The sequence below is a fragment of the Nitrospirillum amazonense genome (genome assembly GCF_029594735.1).
GTDB lineage: Bacteria > Pseudomonadota > Alphaproteobacteria > Azospirillales > Azospirillaceae > Nitrospirillum > Nitrospirillum amazonense.
Genome location: NZ_JARPAF010000004.1, coordinates 89,639 through 109,126 on the forward strand (window position 1 = coordinate 89,639; position 19,488 = coordinate 109,126).

The 19,488-nt window shown below is 69.4% G+C and carries 13 protein-coding genes; 10 read left to right on the forward strand and 3 right to left on the reverse strand.

Annotated features, from left to right (window positions below; genetic code table 11):
• Window positions 1–115: 115 nt before the first annotated feature.
• The 3 genes from P5F91_RS21260 (at window position 116) to P5F91_RS21270 (ending at window position 2,289) form a co-directional block, all read left to right on the forward strand.
• Window positions 116–742, forward strand: a complete 627-nt coding sequence (locus tag P5F91_RS21260; RefSeq protein WP_277908202.1) for a PadR family transcriptional regulator — start codon at window positions 116–118, stop codon at window positions 740–742.
• A 31-nt stretch (window positions 743–773) separates the two neighbouring features.
• Window positions 774–971, forward strand: a complete 198-nt coding sequence (locus tag P5F91_RS21265; RefSeq protein ID WP_145608823.1) for a hypothetical protein — start codon at window positions 774–776, stop codon at window positions 969–971.
• Window positions 972–1,101: 130 nt separating this feature from the next.
• Entirely contained in the window at window positions 1,102–2,289 is a 1,188-nt protein-coding gene (locus tag P5F91_RS21270; protein WP_145608822.1) for a GGDEF domain-containing protein, read from the forward strand.
• A 38-nt stretch (window positions 2,290–2,327) separates the two neighbouring features.
• On the opposite strand, the gene P5F91_RS21275 is transcribed toward P5F91_RS21270, so the two are convergent.
• A complete protein-coding gene (locus P5F91_RS21275; RefSeq protein WP_277908203.1) occupies window positions 2,328–2,744 on the reverse strand; it encodes a hypothetical protein in 417 nt (138 codons plus the stop codon).
• A gap of 334 nt (window positions 2,745–3,078) precedes the next feature.
• On the opposite strand from P5F91_RS21275, the gene P5F91_RS21280 reads away from it, so the two are divergent.
• From P5F91_RS21280 to P5F91_RS21310, 7 genes are all read left to right on the forward strand, one after another.
• Window positions 3,079–5,604: a methyl-accepting chemotaxis protein gene (locus P5F91_RS21280; RefSeq protein ID WP_277908204.1), complete on the forward strand. Its 2,526-nt coding sequence runs from the start codon at window positions 3,079–3,081 to the stop codon at window positions 5,602–5,604.
• A gap of 257 nt (window positions 5,605–5,861) precedes the next feature.
• Window positions 5,862–6,476 (forward strand): helix-turn-helix domain-containing protein, encoded by a 615-nt coding sequence (locus tag P5F91_RS21285; RefSeq protein ID WP_145608819.1) that lies wholly within the window; start codon window positions 5,862–5,864, stop codon window positions 6,474–6,476.
• A gap of 136 nt (window positions 6,477–6,612) precedes the next feature.
• Complete coding sequence (locus tag P5F91_RS21290) at window positions 6,613–8,742, forward strand: prolyl oligopeptidase family serine peptidase (protein ID WP_277908205.1); 2,130 nt, start codon at window positions 6,613–6,615, stop codon at window positions 8,740–8,742.
• 117 nt (window positions 8,743–8,859) lie between these two features.
• Window positions 8,860–11,025: a prolyl oligopeptidase family serine peptidase gene (locus P5F91_RS21295; RefSeq protein ID WP_145608817.1), complete on the forward strand. Its 2,166-nt coding sequence runs from the start codon at window positions 8,860–8,862 to the stop codon at window positions 11,023–11,025.
• A 136-nt stretch (window positions 11,026–11,161) separates the two neighbouring features.
• Window positions 11,162–15,439, forward strand: a complete 4,278-nt coding sequence (locus P5F91_RS21300; RefSeq protein WP_277908206.1) for a response regulator — start codon at window positions 11,162–11,164, stop codon at window positions 15,437–15,439.
• 25 nt (window positions 15,440–15,464) lie between these two features.
• Complete coding sequence (locus P5F91_RS21305; protein ID WP_088873923.1) at window positions 15,465–15,851, forward strand: response regulator; 387 nt, start codon at window positions 15,465–15,467, stop codon at window positions 15,849–15,851.
• 68 nt (window positions 15,852–15,919) lie between these two features.
• Window positions 15,920–17,161 (forward strand): tetratricopeptide repeat protein, encoded by a 1,242-nt coding sequence (locus tag P5F91_RS21310; protein WP_277908207.1) that lies wholly within the window; start codon window positions 15,920–15,922, stop codon window positions 17,159–17,161.
• A gap of 19 nt (window positions 17,162–17,180) precedes the next feature.
• Here the strand turns inward: P5F91_RS21310 and pseC are convergent, their stop codons facing one another.
• Window positions 17,181–18,416, reverse strand: coding sequence for a UDP-4-amino-4,6-dideoxy-N-acetyl-beta-L-altrosamine transaminase (gene pseC / locus P5F91_RS21315; protein WP_277908208.1), 1,236 nt, complete (start codon window positions 18,414–18,416; stop codon window positions 17,181–17,183).
• Entirely contained in the window at window positions 18,416–19,438 is a 1,023-nt protein-coding gene (pseB, locus tag P5F91_RS21320; protein ID WP_145608812.1) for a UDP-N-acetylglucosamine 4,6-dehydratase (inverting), read from the reverse strand. Before pseB ends, pseC begins: the two co-directional genes overlap by 1 nt.
• Between the last annotated feature and the right edge of the window lie 50 nt (window positions 19,439–19,488).

A 19,488-nucleotide genomic window follows, 5' to 3' on the forward strand; every position in this document is an offset into this window, starting at 1 on the left:
CCGTCAATGATCTGCGATAAATTCCGGCGGTGACGCCTTGACTCAAGAAAGGATCGAGATATATCTTAATTCACGATATATCGAATAACAGACGAGATAGGATCGAGAGACCATCATGCACTTTTTCAAACATCATGGCGGCAAACACCCCGAGGGGGGACGTCGCCACGCCCGGGGCCGCGACGGCGAGGGCTTCTGGGGCGCCTGGGGCGGCCACGGCGATCATTGGGGCCGGGGCGAGCGGGGTGAGGGCTTCGGCGGCCGGGGTGGCCGAGGCGGTGCCGCCCGCGTCTTCGAGAATGGCGACCTGCGCTTCCTGTTCCTGGACCTCATCCGGGAAAAGCCCCGCTATGGCTACGAGATCATCAAGGCCATCGAGGAAAAGGTCGGCGGCGGCTACAGCCCCAGCCCCGGCGTCGTCTACCCGACGCTGACCCTGCTGGAGGAAATGGGCCATACCGAGGTCTCGGTGGGCGAGGGTGGCAAGAAGCTGTACACCCTGACCGAGAGCGGCGCCGCCTTCCTGGAGGAAAACTGCCACGTCCTGGCCGCCATCAAGGAACGGCTGGACAAGATCAGCGCGGTGCGCGGCTGGATGCCCCCGGCTTCGGTCATCCGTGCCATGGAAAACCTGAAAATGGCCTTGCGCTTGCGCCTGCGCGGCGGGACCCTGACGGAAGAGCAGGCGCGCGCCATCGCCCAGGCCCTGGACCAAGCCGCGCAAGCCATCGAACAGGCCTGACGGCCATCCCACGTGAACGGAGAGGACGTCCATGCCCACCCGTACCCGTGACCTGCCCCGGACCCGTGACGTGAACGCCATCGACATCCGGGGCCGCCTGCAGGCCCTGTCCCGTTCCCAATCCCTGGGGCGGCGGGTCGTTCACCTGAGCGAAGACCGTGACGCGGCCCGTTTCCCGGAAGACTCCGAACAAGGCAGGGACGTTCCCGGCCCCGGGGACCGGCACTAGCCCTCTGGTCAGGGCGCCAACACTTGTCATACGAAACGGTCCGGTTGATGATCAGGCCAGTTTCACTTGGCAAGCGCGGCCGTATCCCTGCAGGGGACGCCCGTCCCCTTCGCAGGACCGCCCCGATACCATGACGCGTGCCGACGACAGCCTTCCGACGCGCCGCCTGACGGTGGCCTATGTCGCCGCCCTGTCCCTGATCGCCCTGCTGTCGGGATCGGTGCACCTGCTGCTGGACCATGTCATTTCCCAGCAGCGCGACAGTGGCACCATCATCAATGTCGCCGGCCGTCAGCGCATGCTGTCGCAGCGCATCGGCCTGCTGGCCCGCGACTTCTATGAGGGCCATGACGAGGCGGCGCGCGTCCCCCTGCTGCAGGCGGCCGCCACCATGGAACGGGCGCATCGCGCCCTGTTGGGCGGCACCGGCGACATGGGCATCACCCATGGCCTGTCGGACGCCGCCCGCGCCCTTTACTTCTCCCCGCCCACCGACCTGGACCGCCGCACCCGCGATCTGGTTCTGGCCGCCCGCATCCTGGCGGGGTCGGAGGGGCCGCAGCCCCTGGACGCGGGCACAGCCGACATCCGCGCCCGCGCCTTCGGCGAGATCCGCGATCAAACCCGCGACATCATCATGCCCATGCTGGACCAGGCGGTCCGGCAGTTCGAGACCGAGGCGACGGAGCGTATCGAGGGGCTGCGGCGGGCGCAGCAGGGCGTGTTGGCCATCCTGCTGACCACCCTGCTGGCCGAGGCCGTGTTCATCTTCCGCCCCCTGGTCGGCCGGCTGAAGGCCTACGCCGGCCGCCTCTACGACATGGCCACCCGCGATGTGCTGACCGGCCTGCCCAATCGCCGCCATTTCCTGGATGTGGGGGAGCGGGAGGTGCGCCGCGGGCGTGAGGCGGGCCAGCCCCAAGCCCTGTTGATGATCGACATCGATCATTTCAAGGCCATCAACGATACCTTGGGCCACGCTGCGGGTGATCGTGTGCTGTCCCAGTTCGGCCGGCTGCTGCAAGGCTGGCTGCGGGAGGGCGAGGTGGCGGGCCGCATCGGCGGCGAGGAATTCGCCGTCCTGCTGCCCGACGCCGATACCGTGGACGCCGCTGCCCGGGCCGAGACCTTGCGTCGCGTGGTGGAGGCGGCCCCGGTCAACGGCCATGCCACCCTGGCCTGGACGGTGAGCATCGGCGCCGCCCGAGTGTCCGGCGGGGACGACGGCTTGGCCGACGCGCTGCGCCGGGCCGACCTGGCCCTCTACGCCGCCAAGGCGGCGGGCCGCAACCGCGTGCACCTCAGCGCGGATTCCTGATCGCCGCCTTTCCGGACCACGGAAGGTGTCACGCTGCGTCAGGCGTCATAGCGACCGGGGGTGGCGGTGCGTTCCAGCGCCATGGGCCGCACCGGCAGAGAAAGGCCGTGGGCACCCAGGGCGCCGGCCATGGCGCGGGACGCCACCATCAGGCCGTCGGTGGTCCCCGGCCGCATCAGGTGCTCCACCAAGGCATAAAGCCGGGCGGCGGCGGTGGGGTCGGCGGAGGGCTGTGCCAAGGCCAGCAGGCGCAGCAGCTTTCGCTCATCCGGCGTCAGATCCTGGCAACCGGGGCACCCCACCAGCGGCCGTTGCCGGGCCGAGCGGCCGTACAGCAGCAGAAAGGCGCGGAAGGTGGCCATCACCTCGTCCGCGTCCTCACCGCAGGCCTGCAGGAAGGCGTGGCGGATCAGGGGACAGCCGCGTCGGGCCGGGCTGGAATACGGCTGGGCCATGTGGCGCAGGCTCCATACCAGCAACCTTTCCCCGGAACTCAGGCCTTCTAGCGGCGCGGGCTGAGGCAGACTGTCACGGTGGGTGATCATCAGATCGTGGGGCATCTCGGGCCTGGCAGCTGTGATTTCCGGTCGGACCACGATAATGAGAATCATTATTAATTTCAATATCAGAGATTAATGACTTTTTAGGGGGATGATTCACTACTTTTGGTCAGGCGGCTAAAGCCTTTACGCCGGGTTAACCTTTCCGGCGCGAGGCTGGACACCAGGCCAGAGCCCGTATCGGGGGCGAAAGGAACGGCCTGGGACAGGTACTCGGGGGAGGAATGCGATGCGCGACACGGGGCCCGTGACCAACCGTGAGGTGGAGTTGCGCGAGGGGGAGCTGCTGGTCTCCCGCACCGATCCGTCGGGCCGCATCACCTATGCCAATCGCGCCTTCGTCCGCGTCAGCGGATTCAGCCATGAGGAACTGATCGGCGCACCGCACAACCTGGTGCGCCATCCCGACATGCCCAAGGCCGCCTTCGCCGACCTCTGGGCCACCATCCGCGCCGGCCGGCCCTGGGACGGGCTGGTCAAGAACCGCACCAAGGCCGGCGATCATTATTGGGTGCGCGCCAATGTCACGCCGGTGATGGAGGGCGGCACGGTCGCGGGCTTCATCTCCATCCGCAGCAAGCCCGGCCGGGACGAGGTGCGCGCGGCCGAGGCGCTGTATGCCGAGCTTCGCGCCGGCCGGGGGACTCTCAAGGACGGCGTGGCCGTGGCCAATGGCCTTGGCCCCCGCCTGCGCCACTACGCCGGCAGTGTGCGCGGCCGCATGATCCTGACCATGGGCACCATGATCGCCTGCACCTTGGTGGCGGGCGGCCTGCGTTTCCTCGGGCCCTTTGGCGAAAAGATGGACGCGGGCGCCGACAGCGCCCTGTGGCTGGGCGCCAACGCCGCCATTATCCTGGTGTCGCTGGCCGTGTCCGTGCTGGGCGGCAGCCTGATCCTGCGTACCCTGCGCCAAGCCCTGGGCCGGGTGGAGGGGCACTTCGCCGCCGTGGCGGCGGGGGAATTCGACCACGCCATGCCGGCGGACCCGGTGGCGGAGTTCCAGGCCATGACCGCGACGCTGCGGGCCCTGCGGGCGCGCCTGGCCTTCAGCACAGACGAGCGGGTGGAGCTGATGGAGCGCACGCGCGAGGAGGCGCGCCTGGCGCTGCTGGAAACCTGCCGCGCCATCGAGGCCGACCTGACCGCCACCTGGATGGGGGTGGAGCGGGGCAGCCACCGCGCGGTGGATGGGGTGGCCCATCTGAAGCAGGCCGTGACCGTGGTGCGGGAGAACACGGTGGCCGTGTCGGCCGCGGCGGAGCAGGCCAGCGGCAACGCCGGCAACGTCGCCGCCGCGACGGAGGAGCTGGGCGCCGCGGGGGATGAGATCGCCCGCCAGGCCGCCCGCTCCAGCGACGTGGCCCGCCGCGCCGTGGACAGCGCCCGCCTGGCCGCCGGCGCCATCGAACGCATGGAGGAGGCGACGCGCCAGATCGGCACCGTCACCGACCTCATCGCCGATATCGCCGGCCAGACCAACCTGCTGGCCCTGAACGCCACCATTGAGGCGGCGCGGGCCGGTGACGCCGGCAAGGGCTTCGCCGTGGTGGCGCATGAGGTGAAGTCGCTGTCTGGCCAGACGCAGAAGGCCACGGACGACATCGGGACCCAGGTGGCGGGCTTGCGCGGCGCCGTGTCGGCCAGCGTGGACGCCATCCGTGCTGTCATCACCGTGATCAGTGAAATCAACGAGGCCTCGTCCGCCACGGCGGCGGCTGTGGAGCAGCAATCCGCCGCCAATGCCGAGATCGGGCGCAGCGCGTCGGAATCCGCCGGCGCCGCCCGGCAGGTGTCGCACAGCGTGGGCAGCATCCGGGGACAATCTGATGAGATCGCCACCATTGCCGCCGACCTGGATCTGCGGGTTGGCGAAACGCAGACCGCGGTGGTGGACCTGAAGCGGCGCATGACCATCGCCTTGCGCCAGTCGCTGGCCGGTGACCGCCGCGCCGCCGACCGCGTGCCCTGCGACATGCCGGCGACGGTGGAGGTGAACGGCCGCCCCTACGCCGGCCGGCTACAGGACTTGTCGGCGCGCGGCGCCCTGGTCGCGGCGGACGGCCTGCCCGCCCTGGCCGACCAGCAGGAGGTGGCGCTGGCCGTGGAGGGTGTGGGCACGGTGGCGGCGGTGGTGGCGGGCACCAGCGAGTTGGGCCTGCACCTGTGCTTCATCCATGTCGATGCCGCGACCCAAAGCCGGCTGAAGGCGACGCTGGACCGGGCGCTGGAACGGCACCGCGGCTTCATCGACCTGGCGCTGGGCGCCGCCGGCCGCATGGGCCAAGCGCTGGAAGGGGCCCTGCAGGCGGGCGAAATCACCGAGACGGCGCTGTTCTCGCACGACCTGGACCCCATTCCCGACACCGATCCGCAGCAGTACATGGCGGCCTACACCCCCATCACCGACCGCCTGTTCCCCGACATCCAGGAACCGGTGGCGGCAGGCGACCCGCGCATCCAGTTCTGCGCCGCCGTCGTGCCCTCGGGTTATCTGCCCACCCACATGAAGCGGGTGTCGCAGCCGCAACGGCCGGGCGACTATACCTGGAACATGGCGCACAGCCGCAACCGCCGCCTGTTTAACGACCGCGCCGGCCTGGCCGCCGGCCGTAACACCGGCGATTTCCTGGTGCAGTCCTATTCGCGAGACATGGGCGGCGGGGTCATCGTTCGCCTGAAGGAGGTGGACGCCCCCATCCGGGTGCGCGGCCGCATCTGGGGCAATGTCCGCGTGGCGTTCAAGGACGAATAGCGTGCCCCAAATCGCGGGGGTGCGGCCATTCGGCCGCCCATGCAAAATTTTGACGCATCCACAAATTTGAACAGTCCCGCCCCAGGCGTCGCCGCTATGCGGCGGCGGCGGGGGTTGGCGGCTTTACCTACGTGCGAGGGCGCATTACCAGGGAGGGACAAACGTTAAGCCGCCATCTCCCGGGACCAACCGGGGTAAAGACGGGACGGTGCCGGGGGGCGCCGGGATGGGCCTGAGTTAAAGGGGGGCATACAGCCATGCAGATCGTCAGCGCCACCGACCGCCGGCGGCAAATGCCTATGGGCGACCGTATCCGCGCGCGGCGCAAGGCGCTGGGCCTGACCCTGCAGCAGGTGGCCGAGCGCTCCGGCCTGTCCGCCCCCTTTATCAGCCAGGCGGAACGGGATTTGAGCGTGCCCTCGCTGGTCTCGCTGCTGGCCCTGGCCGACGCCCTGACCGTGGACCTTACCTATTTCATGGAGGTGCCGGACAGCGGCACCATCGTTCACCGCGCGGCCAAGCCCCGGCGCATCGAGGTCGACAGCCCGGTGGATTACATCGACCTGGCCAGCAACCTGGCGGACCGCAAGCTGGACATTATCCTGATGCGGGTGCCGCCCGGCCATGCCTTCCCCACCGACCAGCGCAACGGCGAGGACTTCCTCTACGTCGTGGAGGGGGAGATGACGGGGACGGTGGGCAAGACCAAGGCCAAGCTGGGTGCGGGTGACAGCCTGCATTTCGACAGCCTGCAGCCGCACAGCGCCCGCAACGCCTCGGACCAGGACGTGGTGCTGCTGTACGTCGGCACCCCGTCCATCTTCCGCAAGTCGGCCGACGGCGTCATCGAGGCCGGCGAGGCCGATGCCTGAGATCGACTTCCGGGTCACCTCCATTTGTCCTAAGCAGCGTATTGCATCCGGCCTCGTCCTGACCCACTACTAAAGGCAACAGACAGGGGCAGGGGCGATCCGTGGCAGCGGTCGGCCGCCCTCACGGATGGGGCTCATGAAAAACACGATCAGCGCACTTCTGCTGTCGCCCGGCCTGATGCTGGGGGCGACCGCCGCCTTCGCCGATTCCACACCCGCCACGCCGCCCACCGGCATCCCCGAGGACAGCCGGGCGTGGATGGAGGATATGAACAACGCGGACGCCCTGGCCTGGGCCAAGGCGGAAACGGACCGCTCCACCGCCGTGCTGCAGGCTGACCCGCGCTATCCCGCCCTGCTGGCGGAGGCGACGGCCATCGCCGAAAGCAAGGACCGCGTGCCGGGCGTCAGCTTCCGCGGCGACGCCGTCTATAATTTCTGGCAGGACGCCGACCACGTCCAGGGGCTGTGGCGCACCACCACCCTGGCCAGCTTCCGTAAGGACAAGCCCGACTGGCAGACCGTGCTGGACGTCGATGCCCTGGCCGAGGCCGAGGGCGTGAAGTGGGTGTTCAAGGGCACCGACTGCGACGAGGAAACCCGTCGCCACTGCGTCGTCCACCTGTCCAACGGGGGTGAGGACGCGGTGACGATCCGCGAGTTCGACATGAAGAGCCGGGCCTTCGTGGCCGGCGGCTTCGCCCTGCCGCGTGGCAAGCAGACGGTCGCCTGGGCGGACACCGAAACCCTGCTGGTGGCCCGCGACTGGGGTCCCGGCACCATGAGCGGCGCCGGCTACCCCCTGGTCATCAAGACGCTGAAGCGCGGCCAGCCGCTGGACCAGGCGCAGGAGGTGTTCCGGGGCCAGCCGTCGGACATGTCGGTCGGCGCCGAAACCATGCGTGACGCCCAGGGCTACCAGGCCACGCTGATCACCCGCAACCTCAGCTTCTTCGAGGTGGAGACCTATCTGCTGGCGGGTGGGCAACCGAAGCGCTTGGCCTTGCCGCTGAAGGCCCGCGTGCACGGCATCCACGAAGGCCAGCTGATCGTGGAGGTGAAGCAGGACTGGACCGCGGGGGGCACCGCTGTGCCCCAGGGGGCCGTCGTGGCGCTGGATCTGGCGGCGGCCACGGCCGATCCGGACCATTTGCATCCCGTGCCTGTCTACACGCCGACCTCGCGCGAAGGCCTGAACGACCTGGACTTCACCAGGCACCACCTGTTGATCAGCCTGACGGACAATGTGAAGGGCCGCGTCTACGTGGCCGACCGCAATGCCGACGGCAGCTGGCGCCGCGCGCAGCTGCAGCTGCCGGACAACGCCAACATCACCGTCACCGGCACCGACCGCGACCATGACCGCGCCTTCGTCACCGTGGCCGGCTTCCTGGAGCCGCTGACCCTGTCGCTGGTCGACACCAACACCGGGGCGGTGGAAAGGCTGAAGTCCACGCCGCCGCAATTTGACGCGTCCAAGGCGGTGGTGGAACAGCGTGAGGCGGTGTCCAGCGACGGGACCCACGTGCCCTACTTCGTCGTGCGGCCGCGCGACGTGCCCTTCGACGGATCCACCCCCACCCTGCTGTACGCCTATGGCGGGTTCGAGGTGCCGATGCTGCCCCGCTACCTGGGCGCCACCGGCAAGATGTGGCTGGAACGCGGCGGTGCCTATGTGCTGGCCAACATCCGGGGCGGTGGGGAGTTCGGCCCCGCCTGGCACGAGGCGGGCCTGAAGACCAAGCGCCAGGCCATTTACGACGACTTTGTCGCCGTGGCCCGCGACCTGATCGCCACCAAGCTGACCAGCACCCGCCGGCTGGGCATCGAGGGCGGCTCCAACGGCGGCCTGCTGATGGGCGTGCAGTTCACCCAGCATCCGGAACTGTGGCGCGCCGTCGTCATCCAGGTGCCGCTGCTGGATATGCTGCGCTTCCCCGTCATCGGCGCCGGCGCCTCCTGGATGGGGGAATACGGGGACCCGGCGGTGCCGGAAGAGCGGGCCTTCCTGGCGGGCATCTCGCCCTACCACAATCTCAAGGCAGGGGTGACCTATCCGGAACCCTTGTTCGTCACCTCGGCCAAGGATGACCGGGTCAATCCCGGGCACGCCCGCAAAATGGCGGCCAAGATGAAGGAGATGGGCCTGCCCTACCTCTATTACGAGAACACCGAGGGCGGTCACGCGGCCAGCGCCAACCTGAAGGAAACCGCCAGGCGGCAGGCGCTGGAGTTCACCTACCTTTTACGGAAACTCAAGGATTAGGGATCAATCCTGGAACGGGGCAGGTGTTCCCTGCCTCCGTTCCGCTGTGTTCCTGACCCCGGCCGCCGCCGCTGTCGCCAGGGGACAGGTCCCGATCCGCCGAGGCTGTCGCGTCCCATGCCGTCCGTTTGTTCCCGTGTCCTTCCGGCTCTGCTTTTGGCGCTGTCGCTGGCGGCATGCGCCCAAAAACCGGCTGCCGAGCCGGCGAGCCCGCTGTCCGGCCTGTCCTCCACCTACACCGATCCCTACGCCTGGCTGGAAACGCCCGACTCGCCGGATGCGCTGGCCTGGGTGGCGCGGCAGAACCAGCGCACGCTGGCGGAACTGACGCAGGACGCGCCCCTGTCCGATTTCATCTCCACCGCCACCCTGCTGGCGCATGAGGCGTCGGAAGAGGGTGGCAGCGGCGCGCTGCCCTCGGGCGGGGCGGTGGACGGCAAGGATCCGGCCGTCACCACCATCGACGGCGTGCGCCATGTCTATGCCGGGTCCAATTGCTACGGCACGGTCGATCCCGATGCGCCGCCGCCGGCCCCGGGGGCGGACCCGGTGGTCATGGGGCGCACCTGCCTGGTGTCGCTGTCGCGCACGGGCGAGGACGCGGTGGAGGTGCGGGAATACGACCCTGTGGCCAAGGCTTACGTGCCCGGCGGCTTCCACCTGCCTTACGCCAAGCAGACGGTGGTGTGGCTGGACCATGACACCCTGCTGGTGGCCCGTGGCTGGGATTCCAGCGACGCGGCGCTGACCCGCTCCGGCTATCCCTACGTGGTCAAGGTGGTGCAGCGCGGCCAGCCGCTGGACCAGGCGCATGAGATTTTCCAGGGCCGTGTCACCGACACCTCCGTCAGCCCGGCCATCTTCCGCGACCGCCAGGGCCACCGCGCCATTGTGCTGGTACGGCGGCCCAGCTATTTCACCACGGAACATTATCTGGTCGAGGGCCGCCACACCCTGAAGCTGGGCCTGCCGCCGCTGGCCGAACTGGCGGTGTTGGCCAACGGGCAACTGGTGGTCAAGCTGGGGCAGGACTGGCAGACGGCCAGCGGCCGCACCTTTCCCGCCGGCTCTTATGTCTCGGTGGATCTGGACGCCGCCCGCCACGACCCGGCCAAGCTGAAGGCGGCCCCCGTCTATCTGCCCGGCCCGCGCGAGGCCGTGACCAACCTGGTGAAGGCCAGGTCGCACCTGGTGGTGACCAGCGACGAGAATGTGCGCGGCCGCCTGACGGTGCTGACCCGCGTCGACGGTGGCTGGAAGACGACCCGTGTCGATCTGCCGGATATGTCGGCCGTCAGCATCAAGTCCAGCAGCGAGGACAAGGACAAGCTGACCGTGACCGTGGCCGGCTTCCTGACGCCCCAGGCGGTGTGGAGCGTGGACCTGGACAGTGCCGCCGCCACCCTGGTCAAGGCCGGCAGCCCTGGCTTCGACGCCAGCCCCTACACCGTGGACCAGTGGCAGGCCGTGTCCACCGATGGCACCGCCGTCCCCTATTTCATCGTCCACCGCAAGGACATGGTGCTCAGCGGCGACAACCCCACCCTGCTGACGGCCTACGGCGGCTTCAACCTGTCGCGCCTGCCGACATATTCCGCCACCATCGGCAAGCTGTGGCTGGACCGGGGGGGCGTCTATGTCGTAGCCAACATCCGGGGCGGGGGCGAGTTCGGCCCCGCCTGGCACGAGGCGGCGCTGAAGACCCACCGGCAGAAGTCCTTCGACGACTTCACCGCTGTGGCGCGCGACCTGATTCAACGCCAGGTCACCCAGCCGGCACGCCTGGGCATCAGCGGCGGATCCAACGGCGGCCTGCTGATGGGCGTCGCCCTGACCCAGCACCCCGACCTATGGGGGGCGGTGGCCATCAAGGTGCCGCTGCTGGATATGCTGCGCTATGAGGCCATCGCCGCCGGTTCGTCCTGGGTGGCGGAATACGGCAGCGTCTCGGTGCCGGAGGAACGCGCCTTCCTGGCCAGCATTTCCCCCTACCAGCGGCTGGATCCCACGCGCACCTACCCGGAAACCCTGATCATGACGGCCACCCACGACGACCGCGTGGGCCCCGGCCATGCACGCAAGTTCGCTGCCCGCATGGAGGCGCTGGGCAAGCCCGTGCTGTTCTATGAGAGTGACGAGGGCGGGCACGGCACCCGGGGCCTGGATGACGCCGCCCGTGCCCGGGGCCCCGCCCTGGAACTGGCCTACTTCGCCTCCCGCCTCATGCCGCGGCATGCCGAGCGTCCCGCCGGCGGCCAGGTGGTGGCGGGGGCCGCCGACTAGGGATCGTTTCACGCAAATCCTATCTATGTAGCCTCTCCGTCCGCGCCCTGGACGGATGCGGCATCCGGGTGCGACAAAGGTCCCCTGGCGGGAACGGCCGGGGCCTCCATGCCCCCGGCCTGTTGGGGGATGAGGGATGGCCTTGGGCTTGCGGCGGCGCCTGTTGCTGCTGCTGATCGGTACGACCGTGCCTTTCTTCCTGTTGCTGCTGGGCGAAAGCCGGGCCCGGCGGGACGAAGCCGTCGCCGCCGTCGAGGCCCAGGCGGTGGAACTGGCCCGCATGGCGGCGGACGAACAGGAACGCCTGCTGGACCAGGTGCGGCGGCTCAGCCTGGGCTTCGCCCAGCATTCCGCCCTGCTGCCCACGGACCAGTGTGTCGATGACGCCCGCATCCTGAAGGCGTCCCAGCCCTGGGTTTCCAACATCCACGTGGTCAAGCCCGATGGCTCTGTCATCTGCTCATCGGCGGACCAGCCTTGGTCCAACTACAGCGACCGCGAATACGTGCGCCAGGCCTTCGAGACCGGCCGGGCCAGCACCAGCGACTATGTGTTCGGGCGGCCCAGCAACCGTGTGATCCTGGGCACCGCCCAGCCGGTGTACCGGCCGGACAGGCCGGCGGATTCGGGCAAGCCGGACGCGCTGGTGCTGGCCGGGCTCAGCATGGATTGGATCGAGAAGACGGGCGCCCGCTTCAGCCACGACGGGTCCCTGTTCCTGCTGGTGGACCGCGCCGGCACGGTGTTGGCCCGCATCCCCGAACGGCGGGATCTGGTGGGGCATAATTTCAAGGACAATCCTTTCATTCAGGCGGTGCTGGACGGGCCGACCGACCGGGGGGAATTCGTCACCCTGGACGGGGTGGACCGGCTGGTGGGCATCGCCGCCCTGCCCAGCAGCGGGGCGCATGTCGTGGTGGGCGCGGATCGCGCCGCCGTCCTGGCCCCCATCCTGGCCGATCAGCGGCGCACCCTGGCCTTTGGCGGCGTGGCCGCCCTCTGCGCCCTGCTTCTGGGCTGGGTGGGGGTGGAGGCGACGGTGCTGCGCGGCGTGCTGGCCCTGCGCCATGCCGTCTCCCGCCTGGCCGCCGGTGACAGGGGCGTACGCGCCGCCATCGCGCCGGGCACGGCGGAGTTCGCAGAGCTGGCCCGATCCTTCAACGACATGGCGGCGGCGCTGGACCGGCACGAGCGTGAGATCGCCCAGCGCGAGGCCCAGTTCCGCGACCTGACGGAGGTATCCAGCGACTGGTTCTGGGAAACCGATCCGGAAGGGCGCTTCACCCAGATGTCCCAGGGCGTCAGCAGCCTGGGCATCCCGGCGGGTCATTTCCTGGGCCGTACCCGCCGCGACTTCGCCCTCGATCCCGACAATCCCGACCTGTTAGTTTATGAGGAGCGATTGGCGGCGCGCCAGCCATTCCGCAACCTGACCTACAGCCTGTACGGCGAGGACGGGGTACTGCGGCACGTGGTGATCAGTGGCAAGCCCTTCTTCGATGAAGCCGGCGTATTCCGGGGCTTTCGCGGGTCGGGACGCGACCGTACCCACCAAGTGGCGGCGGAAGAGCGCCTGCGCCTGCTGCAATCGGTGGCGGTGCACGCCACCGATGGCATCATGATCACCGAGGCCGACGCGCTGGACGAGCCGGGCCCCCGCATCATCTTCGTGAACGAGGCCTTCACCACCGTCACCGGGTTCTCCTGGGACGAGGCGGTGGGCCGTTCCCCCCGCTTCCTGCAGGGGCCGCTGACCGACAGGGCGGCGCTGGAGCGCATCCGCCAGGCGTTGGCGGCGGGGGAACCGGTGCGCCAGCGCCTGCTGAACTATACCCGCGACCGCCGCCCTTTCTGGGTGGACCTGGCCATCTTCCCGGCCCGTGTGGGCACCCGCGTCACCCATTACGTCGCCCTGCTGCGCGACGTGTCGGACCAGGTGGCGGCGACCCTGCACCTGAACGCCCAGGTGACGGAGCTGGAGGCGGCGCGTGCCACCCTGCAGGCGCAACGCACCCTGCTGGACAACGTGCTGAACGCCTCGCTGGACGGGGTCTTCGCCTATGAGACCATCCGGGACGAAAACTTCGACGTCAGGGACTTCCGGTTCGAGCTGGTCAATGTCACCGCCGAGAAGATGGCCGGCCGCTCCGCCCACGACCTGGTGGGCCGGGGCCTGAAGGAGCTGTTTCCGCATCTTGCGGCCGGTGGCCTGTTCGACCGCTATGTCGAGGTGGTGGACACGGGCCGCGCCACCACCTTCGAATATCACCGGGATGAGGACGGGCGCTGGTTCCGCATCACCGCCGTGCCCTGGGGGCGTGGCCTGGTGGTGACCCTGTCCGACATCACGCGGGAGAAGAAGCGCGAGGGCGACCTGGCCGCCCTGGCCGATGATCTGGCCGGCGCCAAGCAGGCGGCGGAGGCGGCCAATCGCGCCAAGTCCGATTTCCTGGCCAATATGAGCCATGAGATCCGCACGCCCATGAACGGCATCATGGGCATGACCCAGATCCTGCTTGGCACCGCGCTGGCGACCGAGCAGCGCGCTTATGCCGAGGCCATCCACGACAGCGCCCAGGCCCTGCTGAACATCATCAACAACATCCTGGACATCTCGAAGCTGGAGGCCGGCAAGGTCGAGCTGGAGATGGTGGACTTCGTCCTGGATGACGTGGTGGAAGGCGTGGTGGCCCTGCTGACGCCGCAGGCGCGGGAAAAAGGGCTGGATCTGGACGTCTCCGTGGCGCCCGAGGTTGCCGGCGCCTATCGCGGCGACCCCACCCGCCTCCGCCAGGTGCTGCTGAACCTGATGGGCAACGCCGTGAAGTTCACGGCCGAGGGGCGCGTCAGCCTGGCCATCACGGCGGCACCCGCTGAAAACGGCGGAGACCGGGCGGACGACCGCCGCCGCCTGCGCTTCACCGTCGTCGACACGGGCGTGGGCATGGGCGCCGACCAGCAGGCCCGCCTGTTCGAAAAGTTCACCCAAGCCGACACGTCCATCAACCGGCGCTATGGCGGTACCGGCCTGGGGCTGGTCATCTCGCGCGAGCTGGTGCGTCTCATGGGCGGCGGCATCACCCTGGACAGCGTGCCCGGCGCCGGTTCCACCTTCGCCTTCACCATTCCGCTGAAGCCGTCCAGCGTGCAGGTGGCCCGCCGCGCCGCGGCCGTGGCCGCACTCAGCGGCCTGCGGGCCCTGGTGGTCGGGGCCAGTGGTCTGGTGAAGGCGCTGGAGCGCCTGGATCTCATGGTGACGTCCGTGGCGGACGCGGACGCCGCTGTGGCCGAGGTGGCGGCGGATGAGGCCTGGGCCTTCGACATCGTGGTCGTCGCCGAGACCCCCTCCGATGCCGCCGTTGGTGCGGACGGTCCCACTCTGGCCGCCCGGCTGCGCACCCTGCCCCGGGCGGCGGCGGCCAAGATGGTGGTGGCGACCGACCGGCAGCAGGTGGCCGAAGCCGATATGGCGGTGGACGGCGTGCTGACCCAGCCGGTACGGGCTCCAGCGCTGCGCGCCCTGCTTCTGCGGCTCTTTGGCGGCGGCGACGTGATGGAGACCGAGGTGGACGGGCCGCTGGCGCGCGACCAGGGGGCTCGCGGGCTGGGCCGCCGACTGCTGCTGGTGGACGACAACATGGTCAATCGGTCCGTCGCGCGCATCATGCTGGAACGCGACGGCTATACCGTCGACATGGCGGAGGACGGTCAGGCGGCGGTGGCCGCCTGCCGGACCACGGCCTATGACCTGGTGCTGATGGACGTGCAGATGCCGGTGATGGACGGCGTGACCGCCACCCAGGTGCTGCGCCGTGACCTGGGTCTGCGCCATCTGCCCATCCTGGCCATGACCGCCAACGCCATGGTGGGCATGCGCGAGGAATATCTGGCCGCCGGCATGGACGACTACGTCTCCAAGCCTTTCGACCAGCAGCAGTTCCTGGACACGGTGGCGCGCTGGGTGGCCAGCGGCGCCGACCATGCCGCAGGCCCGCTCCCTGATGTGGAGGCGGCGCCGTCGGATCCGATGGCGCAGGACGACGCCAGCCTGGGCCGGCTGGACCCCATGGTGCTGGCTGGGCTGCAGGCCATCGTGCCGGCGGCCGACTTCCAGGTGCTGGTGGAGAATTTCGTCGAGCACGGTCTGGCCCGGGTGCGGCGCATCCAGGCCCTGGCGGAGGCAACGGACCTGGCGCCCCTGCGGGCGGAGGCACACGACCTGATCTCCACCGCCGGCAATGTCGGCCTTGTGGGCCTGCAGGCGCTGGGCCGCCAGATGCACGACGCCTGCGCCGACGGGGATATGGGTGCCGTGCGAGCCCTTGCCGTCCGCATCGGCCGTGTCGGCCCCGGCGCCTGGACGGCGTTGGGCGAACGGTTTATCGGTAAGGCGGTGGAGGTGGCGGACGACTAACTCCCAGGAATGGCGGCAGGAAAGCATGAGCAAGGGTGCGATCGTATTCGCGGAGGACGAACCCGGCCTGCGGGCCATGATCGGCGCCCTGCTGAAGGCCGGTGGCTACACCCCCGTGCCCGTGTCCGACGGTGCCCAGTGCCTGCGGATGCTGAGCCAGGTGCAGCCGCGCGCCCTGCTGCTGGACATCACTATGCCCACGCTGGACGGGTTGCAAACCCTGAAGGCGGTGCGCGGCAGCCACGCCCTGTCCATGGTGCCGGTCATCATGGTCACCAGCCATGCCGAGGCCGAAGTGTTGCAGGAGGCCCTGCGCAATGGGGCCGCCGGCGTGATCCTGAAGCCCTTTAAGGCTGAGGAATTCATTCCCCGCATGGAACGCTGCATCGCCCAGGCGCGCGGGCGGCGATAGGCCGTGGCTTGGCCGCCGTGGATTGGTACAGTGTCGCCGACACGGTCGGCGACCATGAAAGGCAGGAGATGAGCGTGACGGCAGGGGACCAGGCGGCAACCGCGCTGGATGAGGCGGCGATCGGCCGTTGGCGGGATCGCATACGTCAGACCACCTTCGCCAATTATCATTTCGAGATGGGCATCGCCCTGCTGATGGGCGGCGACGCCCAGGCGGCCCTCGGCGCCCTGCAGCGGGCTGTGGAGATCCAGCCGGACCTGGCCATCCTGTATCCCCTGCTGGCGTGGACGGAAGAGCGCTTGGGCCAAGCCGAGGCCGCGCGGCAACGGCAGGCCGACCTGCAGGCACGCGCGCCGGCCTTGTGGCTGGACGGTTGCGCCAACCTGTCCGCCCGCCTGCTGAAGGATGGCAAGGCGGAAGGCGTGGCCTGGGCCCGCCGCTTCGTGGAGCTGGCGCCCGCCACCGACATTCGCGTGTCGGCGCTGGCCGGCCTGGCGGCCCACGTTGAAGGGCGCATCCCCGATGCGCTGGCCGCCTGGGCGCACGCGCTGACGGTGGCTAGCGACATCCCGGCCAGTTCAGCCGACGACCTGGCCAGCGCCCTGGCTGATGTCTCCAACACCCTTTTCGCTCAGTGGCGGGACGATCAGGTGCGGCGGACGGAGTTGGCGCTGGCGGCCGCGCGGGTGGCCAGCCGGCTGGTGCCGACCCGTCCGGATTTGCGCTTCCAGATCATCCGCTGCCTGGTGCGCCTGGTGCGGCCACAGGAGGCGGTGCCCGAGATCGAGGGCTACGTCGCCCTGGTGGGCGCGGGCGCCGCGGATGACAAGAACCTGCTGCTGCAATGGGGCATGCGTGACCTGGCGGCCGGCGACCTGGCGGCGGCGGAGGAGCATTTCAGCCGCTGCGCCCAGGTTGACACCGGCTGGGCCCTGCCGGAAAGCCACCGTGCCCTGGTGGCGCTGCGCCGGGGTGATACGGCTCAGGCGGCGGCCCACGCCCAAGCGGGCTGCACCCGTGAGCCGCGCAACTACTTCGCCAACCAGTGCCGCGGCCTGGTGGAGTTTGAGGCCGGAGCCCTGGCCGAGGCCGTCGCCAGCCTGAAGCAGGCCAGCGCCCAGGCGCCCAACCAGCCGCTGGCCAAGCTGCTGCTGGCCATGGTGCTGGATGGTGCCGGGCAGGCGGCCGAGGCGGTGGCCGCCTATCGCGAGGCTGACGCGGAAGGTGGGGCGCTGATGCACCGTCAGCTGGCCCTATACCCGCCCGCCTATCAGGACCGCGTGGCCGCACTGGCGCGCAAGGCGGGCTGACACAGGGCGACCGCCTCGCTCAGGCCCCGGCGAGCCGTTCCAGCGCCGCCGCCACCCGGCCCACATCATAGTCGGCCATGGCGGGGAACAGGGGGAGGGACAGGCAGGCCTGGTACCAGCCGTCGGCGCCAGGCAGGTTCAGGCTGCCATAGCGCTCCCGGTAATAGGGCTGGTGATGCACCGGGATGTAGTGCACTTGGCTGCCCACGCCCTCGGCCCGCAGCTCCGCCATGACGGCGGCGCGGTCGTGGCCCAGGGCTGCGAAGTCGATCAGGACGACGTAGAGGTGCCAGGCGGGCTCGCCCCCGCTGCGCCCCGCGTGCCGGATGACGGGGGCGAGGTGCGCCAGGCGTTCGTCGTAGCGCGCCACCATCTCCGCCCGGCGGCGGGCGAAGCGGTCCAGCTTGCCCAACTGGCTCAGGCCCAGGGCGGCGTGGATGTCGGTCAGGCGGTAATTGTACCCGGGCGCCGGCATTTCGTAATACCAGGGGTTGGCGGCACCGGTGGCGCCAAAGGCCGCGGCCCTGTCCTGGAAGGCGGCCGGATCCCGCACCATGCCGTGGCTGACATTGCGCCGCAGGCTGCGCGCCAGGGCGTCGTCATTGGTGGTGACCATGCCGCCCTCGCCGGCGGCGATGGTCTTCACCGGATGGAAGGAGAAGCAGGCCATGGCGGATCGGTCGCAGGCGCCGAGGGCCACGGTGCCCACACCCCCATTGGTCCTGGCCCGGCGGCTGCCCACGGCGTGGCAGGCGTCCTCGATGATGGCCAGGCCGCGCGCCTCGGCCAGGTCGCCCAGGGCGTCCATGTCGGCCGCCTGACCGGCGAAGTGCACCGGCGCCAGGGCGCGCACCCGCCAGCCGGCAGCCTCCGCCCGGGCGATGGCGGCCTCGGCGTCTGCCCGGCCCATCAGGCCGGTTTCAGGATCGACATCGGCGAAGGCCACCTCCGCCCCGCAATAGCGGGCGGCGTTGGCGGTGGCCAGGAAGGTGACGGCAGGCACCACCACGGCGTCGCCGGGCTGCAGGTCCAACGCCATGCAGGCCAGATGCAGCGCCGCGGTTCCATTGGCGCAGGCGATGGCGTGGCGGGCGCCCACGGCTTGGGCGAAGGCTTGCTCGAACCGGGTGACGGTGGGGCCCTGCGTCAGCCAGTCGCCGCGCAGCACGGCGGTGACGGCGGCGATGTCGTCCTCATCGATGGCCTGCCGGCCGTAGGGCAGGTAGGAAGGCACAGACGGGGTGTCGGCAGCCATCACGGCCTCTGCAGCAGCACGGCCAGGCGTTCGGGGGTCAGCCAATCCGTGTTGCTGTCGCTGCGATAGCTGAAGCCATCGGGTACCGGCTTGGCCCCCAGCTTGACGTAGGCCTGGCGTGTCCACCAGTTGAAGGCCGGCTCGATGACGTAGCGATCCTCCATCTCGAAGGTCTGGCGGCTGTCGTCCTCGGTGATCATGACCTCGTGCAGCTTTTCGCCGGGACGGATGCCGATGACCTTGTGCGGCAGGTCCGGCGCCATGCAGCGGGCCAGGTCGCCTACCCGCATGCTGGGAATCTTGGGTACGTAGATCTCGCCGCCCTGCATCATGCCGAAGCAGGACGCCACGAACTCCACCCCATGCTGCAGGGTGATCCAGAAGCGCGTCATGCGCTCATCCGTGATGGGCAGTTCGCCGGCGCCCTCGGCGATCAGCCGGCGGAACAGCGGGATGACACTGCCGCGCGACCCCACGACGTTGCCATAGCGCACGACGGCGAAGCGGGTGCCCACCGATCCCGACAGGTTGTTCGACGCCACGAAGATCTTGTCGGAGGCCAGCTTGCTGGCGCCATACAGGTTGATGGGGCTGGCGGCCTTGTCGGTGGACAGGGCGATGACCTTGCGCACCCCCGCTGCCAGGGCCGCGTGCACCACGTTCTCCGCCCCATAGACGTTGGTGCGGATGCATTCGATGGGGTTGTACTCCGCCGTCGGCACATGCTTCAGGGCGGCGGCGTGGATGCAGTACTCGACCTCGCGCATCGCCATTTCCAGGCGGGACCGGTCGCGCACGTCGCCGATGAAGAAACGCAGCACGCCCTCGTGGGCCACGCCCAGCTGCTGCTGCATTTCATACTGTTTGAACTCGTCACGGGAGAAGATGATGATCCGGCGCGGCTTGGCGTGTTCCAGCAGATAGCGCACGAACTGGCGGCCGAACGATCCGGTCCCGCCGGTGATCAGGATGGATGCGCCGTTGAAGTCGGCCAGGGCCGATTTAAGGAACTTCGACGTCATGTCTGCCCCCGCCGCCGGTGGAGCCGTCCCCCCGGGCCTGAAAGTTCGCG

Excerpts from the sequence above, each read along its gene's own strand:
- P5F91_RS21295 (WP_145608817.1), top strand. The coding sequence starts at position 8,860 with ATGCCGTCCGTTTGTTCCCGTGTCCTTCCGGCTCTGCTTTTGGCGCTG.
- P5F91_RS21305 (WP_088873923.1), top strand. The coding sequence starts at position 15,465 with ATGAGCAAGGGTGCGATCGTATTCGCGGAGGACGAACCCGGCCTGCGG.
- P5F91_RS21275 (WP_277908203.1), bottom strand. The coding sequence starts at position 2,744 with ATGGCCCAGCCGTATTCCAGCCCGGCCCGACGCGGCTGTCCCCTGATC.
- P5F91_RS21310 (WP_277908207.1), top strand. The coding sequence starts at position 15,920 with ATGAGCGTGACGGCAGGGGACCAGGCGGCAACCGCGCTGGATGAGGCG.
- pseC (WP_277908208.1), bottom strand. The coding sequence starts at position 18,416 with ATGGCTGCCGACACCCCGTCTGTGCCTTCCTACCTGCCCTACGGCCGG.
- P5F91_RS21290 (WP_277908205.1), top strand. The coding sequence starts at position 6,613 with ATGAAAAACACGATCAGCGCACTTCTGCTGTCGCCCGGCCTGATGCTG.
- P5F91_RS21300 (WP_277908206.1), top strand. The coding sequence starts at position 11,162 with ATGGCCTTGGGCTTGCGGCGGCGCCTGTTGCTGCTGCTGATCGGTACG.
- pseB (WP_145608812.1), bottom strand. The coding sequence starts at position 19,438 with ATGACGTCGAAGTTCCTTAAATCGGCCCTGGCCGACTTCAACGGCGCA.
- P5F91_RS21285 (WP_145608819.1), top strand. The coding sequence starts at position 5,862 with ATGCAGATCGTCAGCGCCACCGACCGCCGGCGGCAAATGCCTATGGGC.
- P5F91_RS21265 (WP_145608823.1), top strand. The coding sequence starts at position 774 with ATGCCCACCCGTACCCGTGACCTGCCCCGGACCCGTGACGTGAACGCC.
- P5F91_RS21280 (WP_277908204.1), top strand. The coding sequence starts at position 3,079 with ATGCGCGACACGGGGCCCGTGACCAACCGTGAGGTGGAGTTGCGCGAG.
- P5F91_RS21260 (WP_277908202.1), top strand. The coding sequence starts at position 116 with ATGCACTTTTTCAAACATCATGGCGGCAAACACCCCGAGGGGGGACGT.
- P5F91_RS21270 (WP_145608822.1), top strand. The coding sequence starts at position 1,102 with ATGACGCGTGCCGACGACAGCCTTCCGACGCGCCGCCTGACGGTGGCC.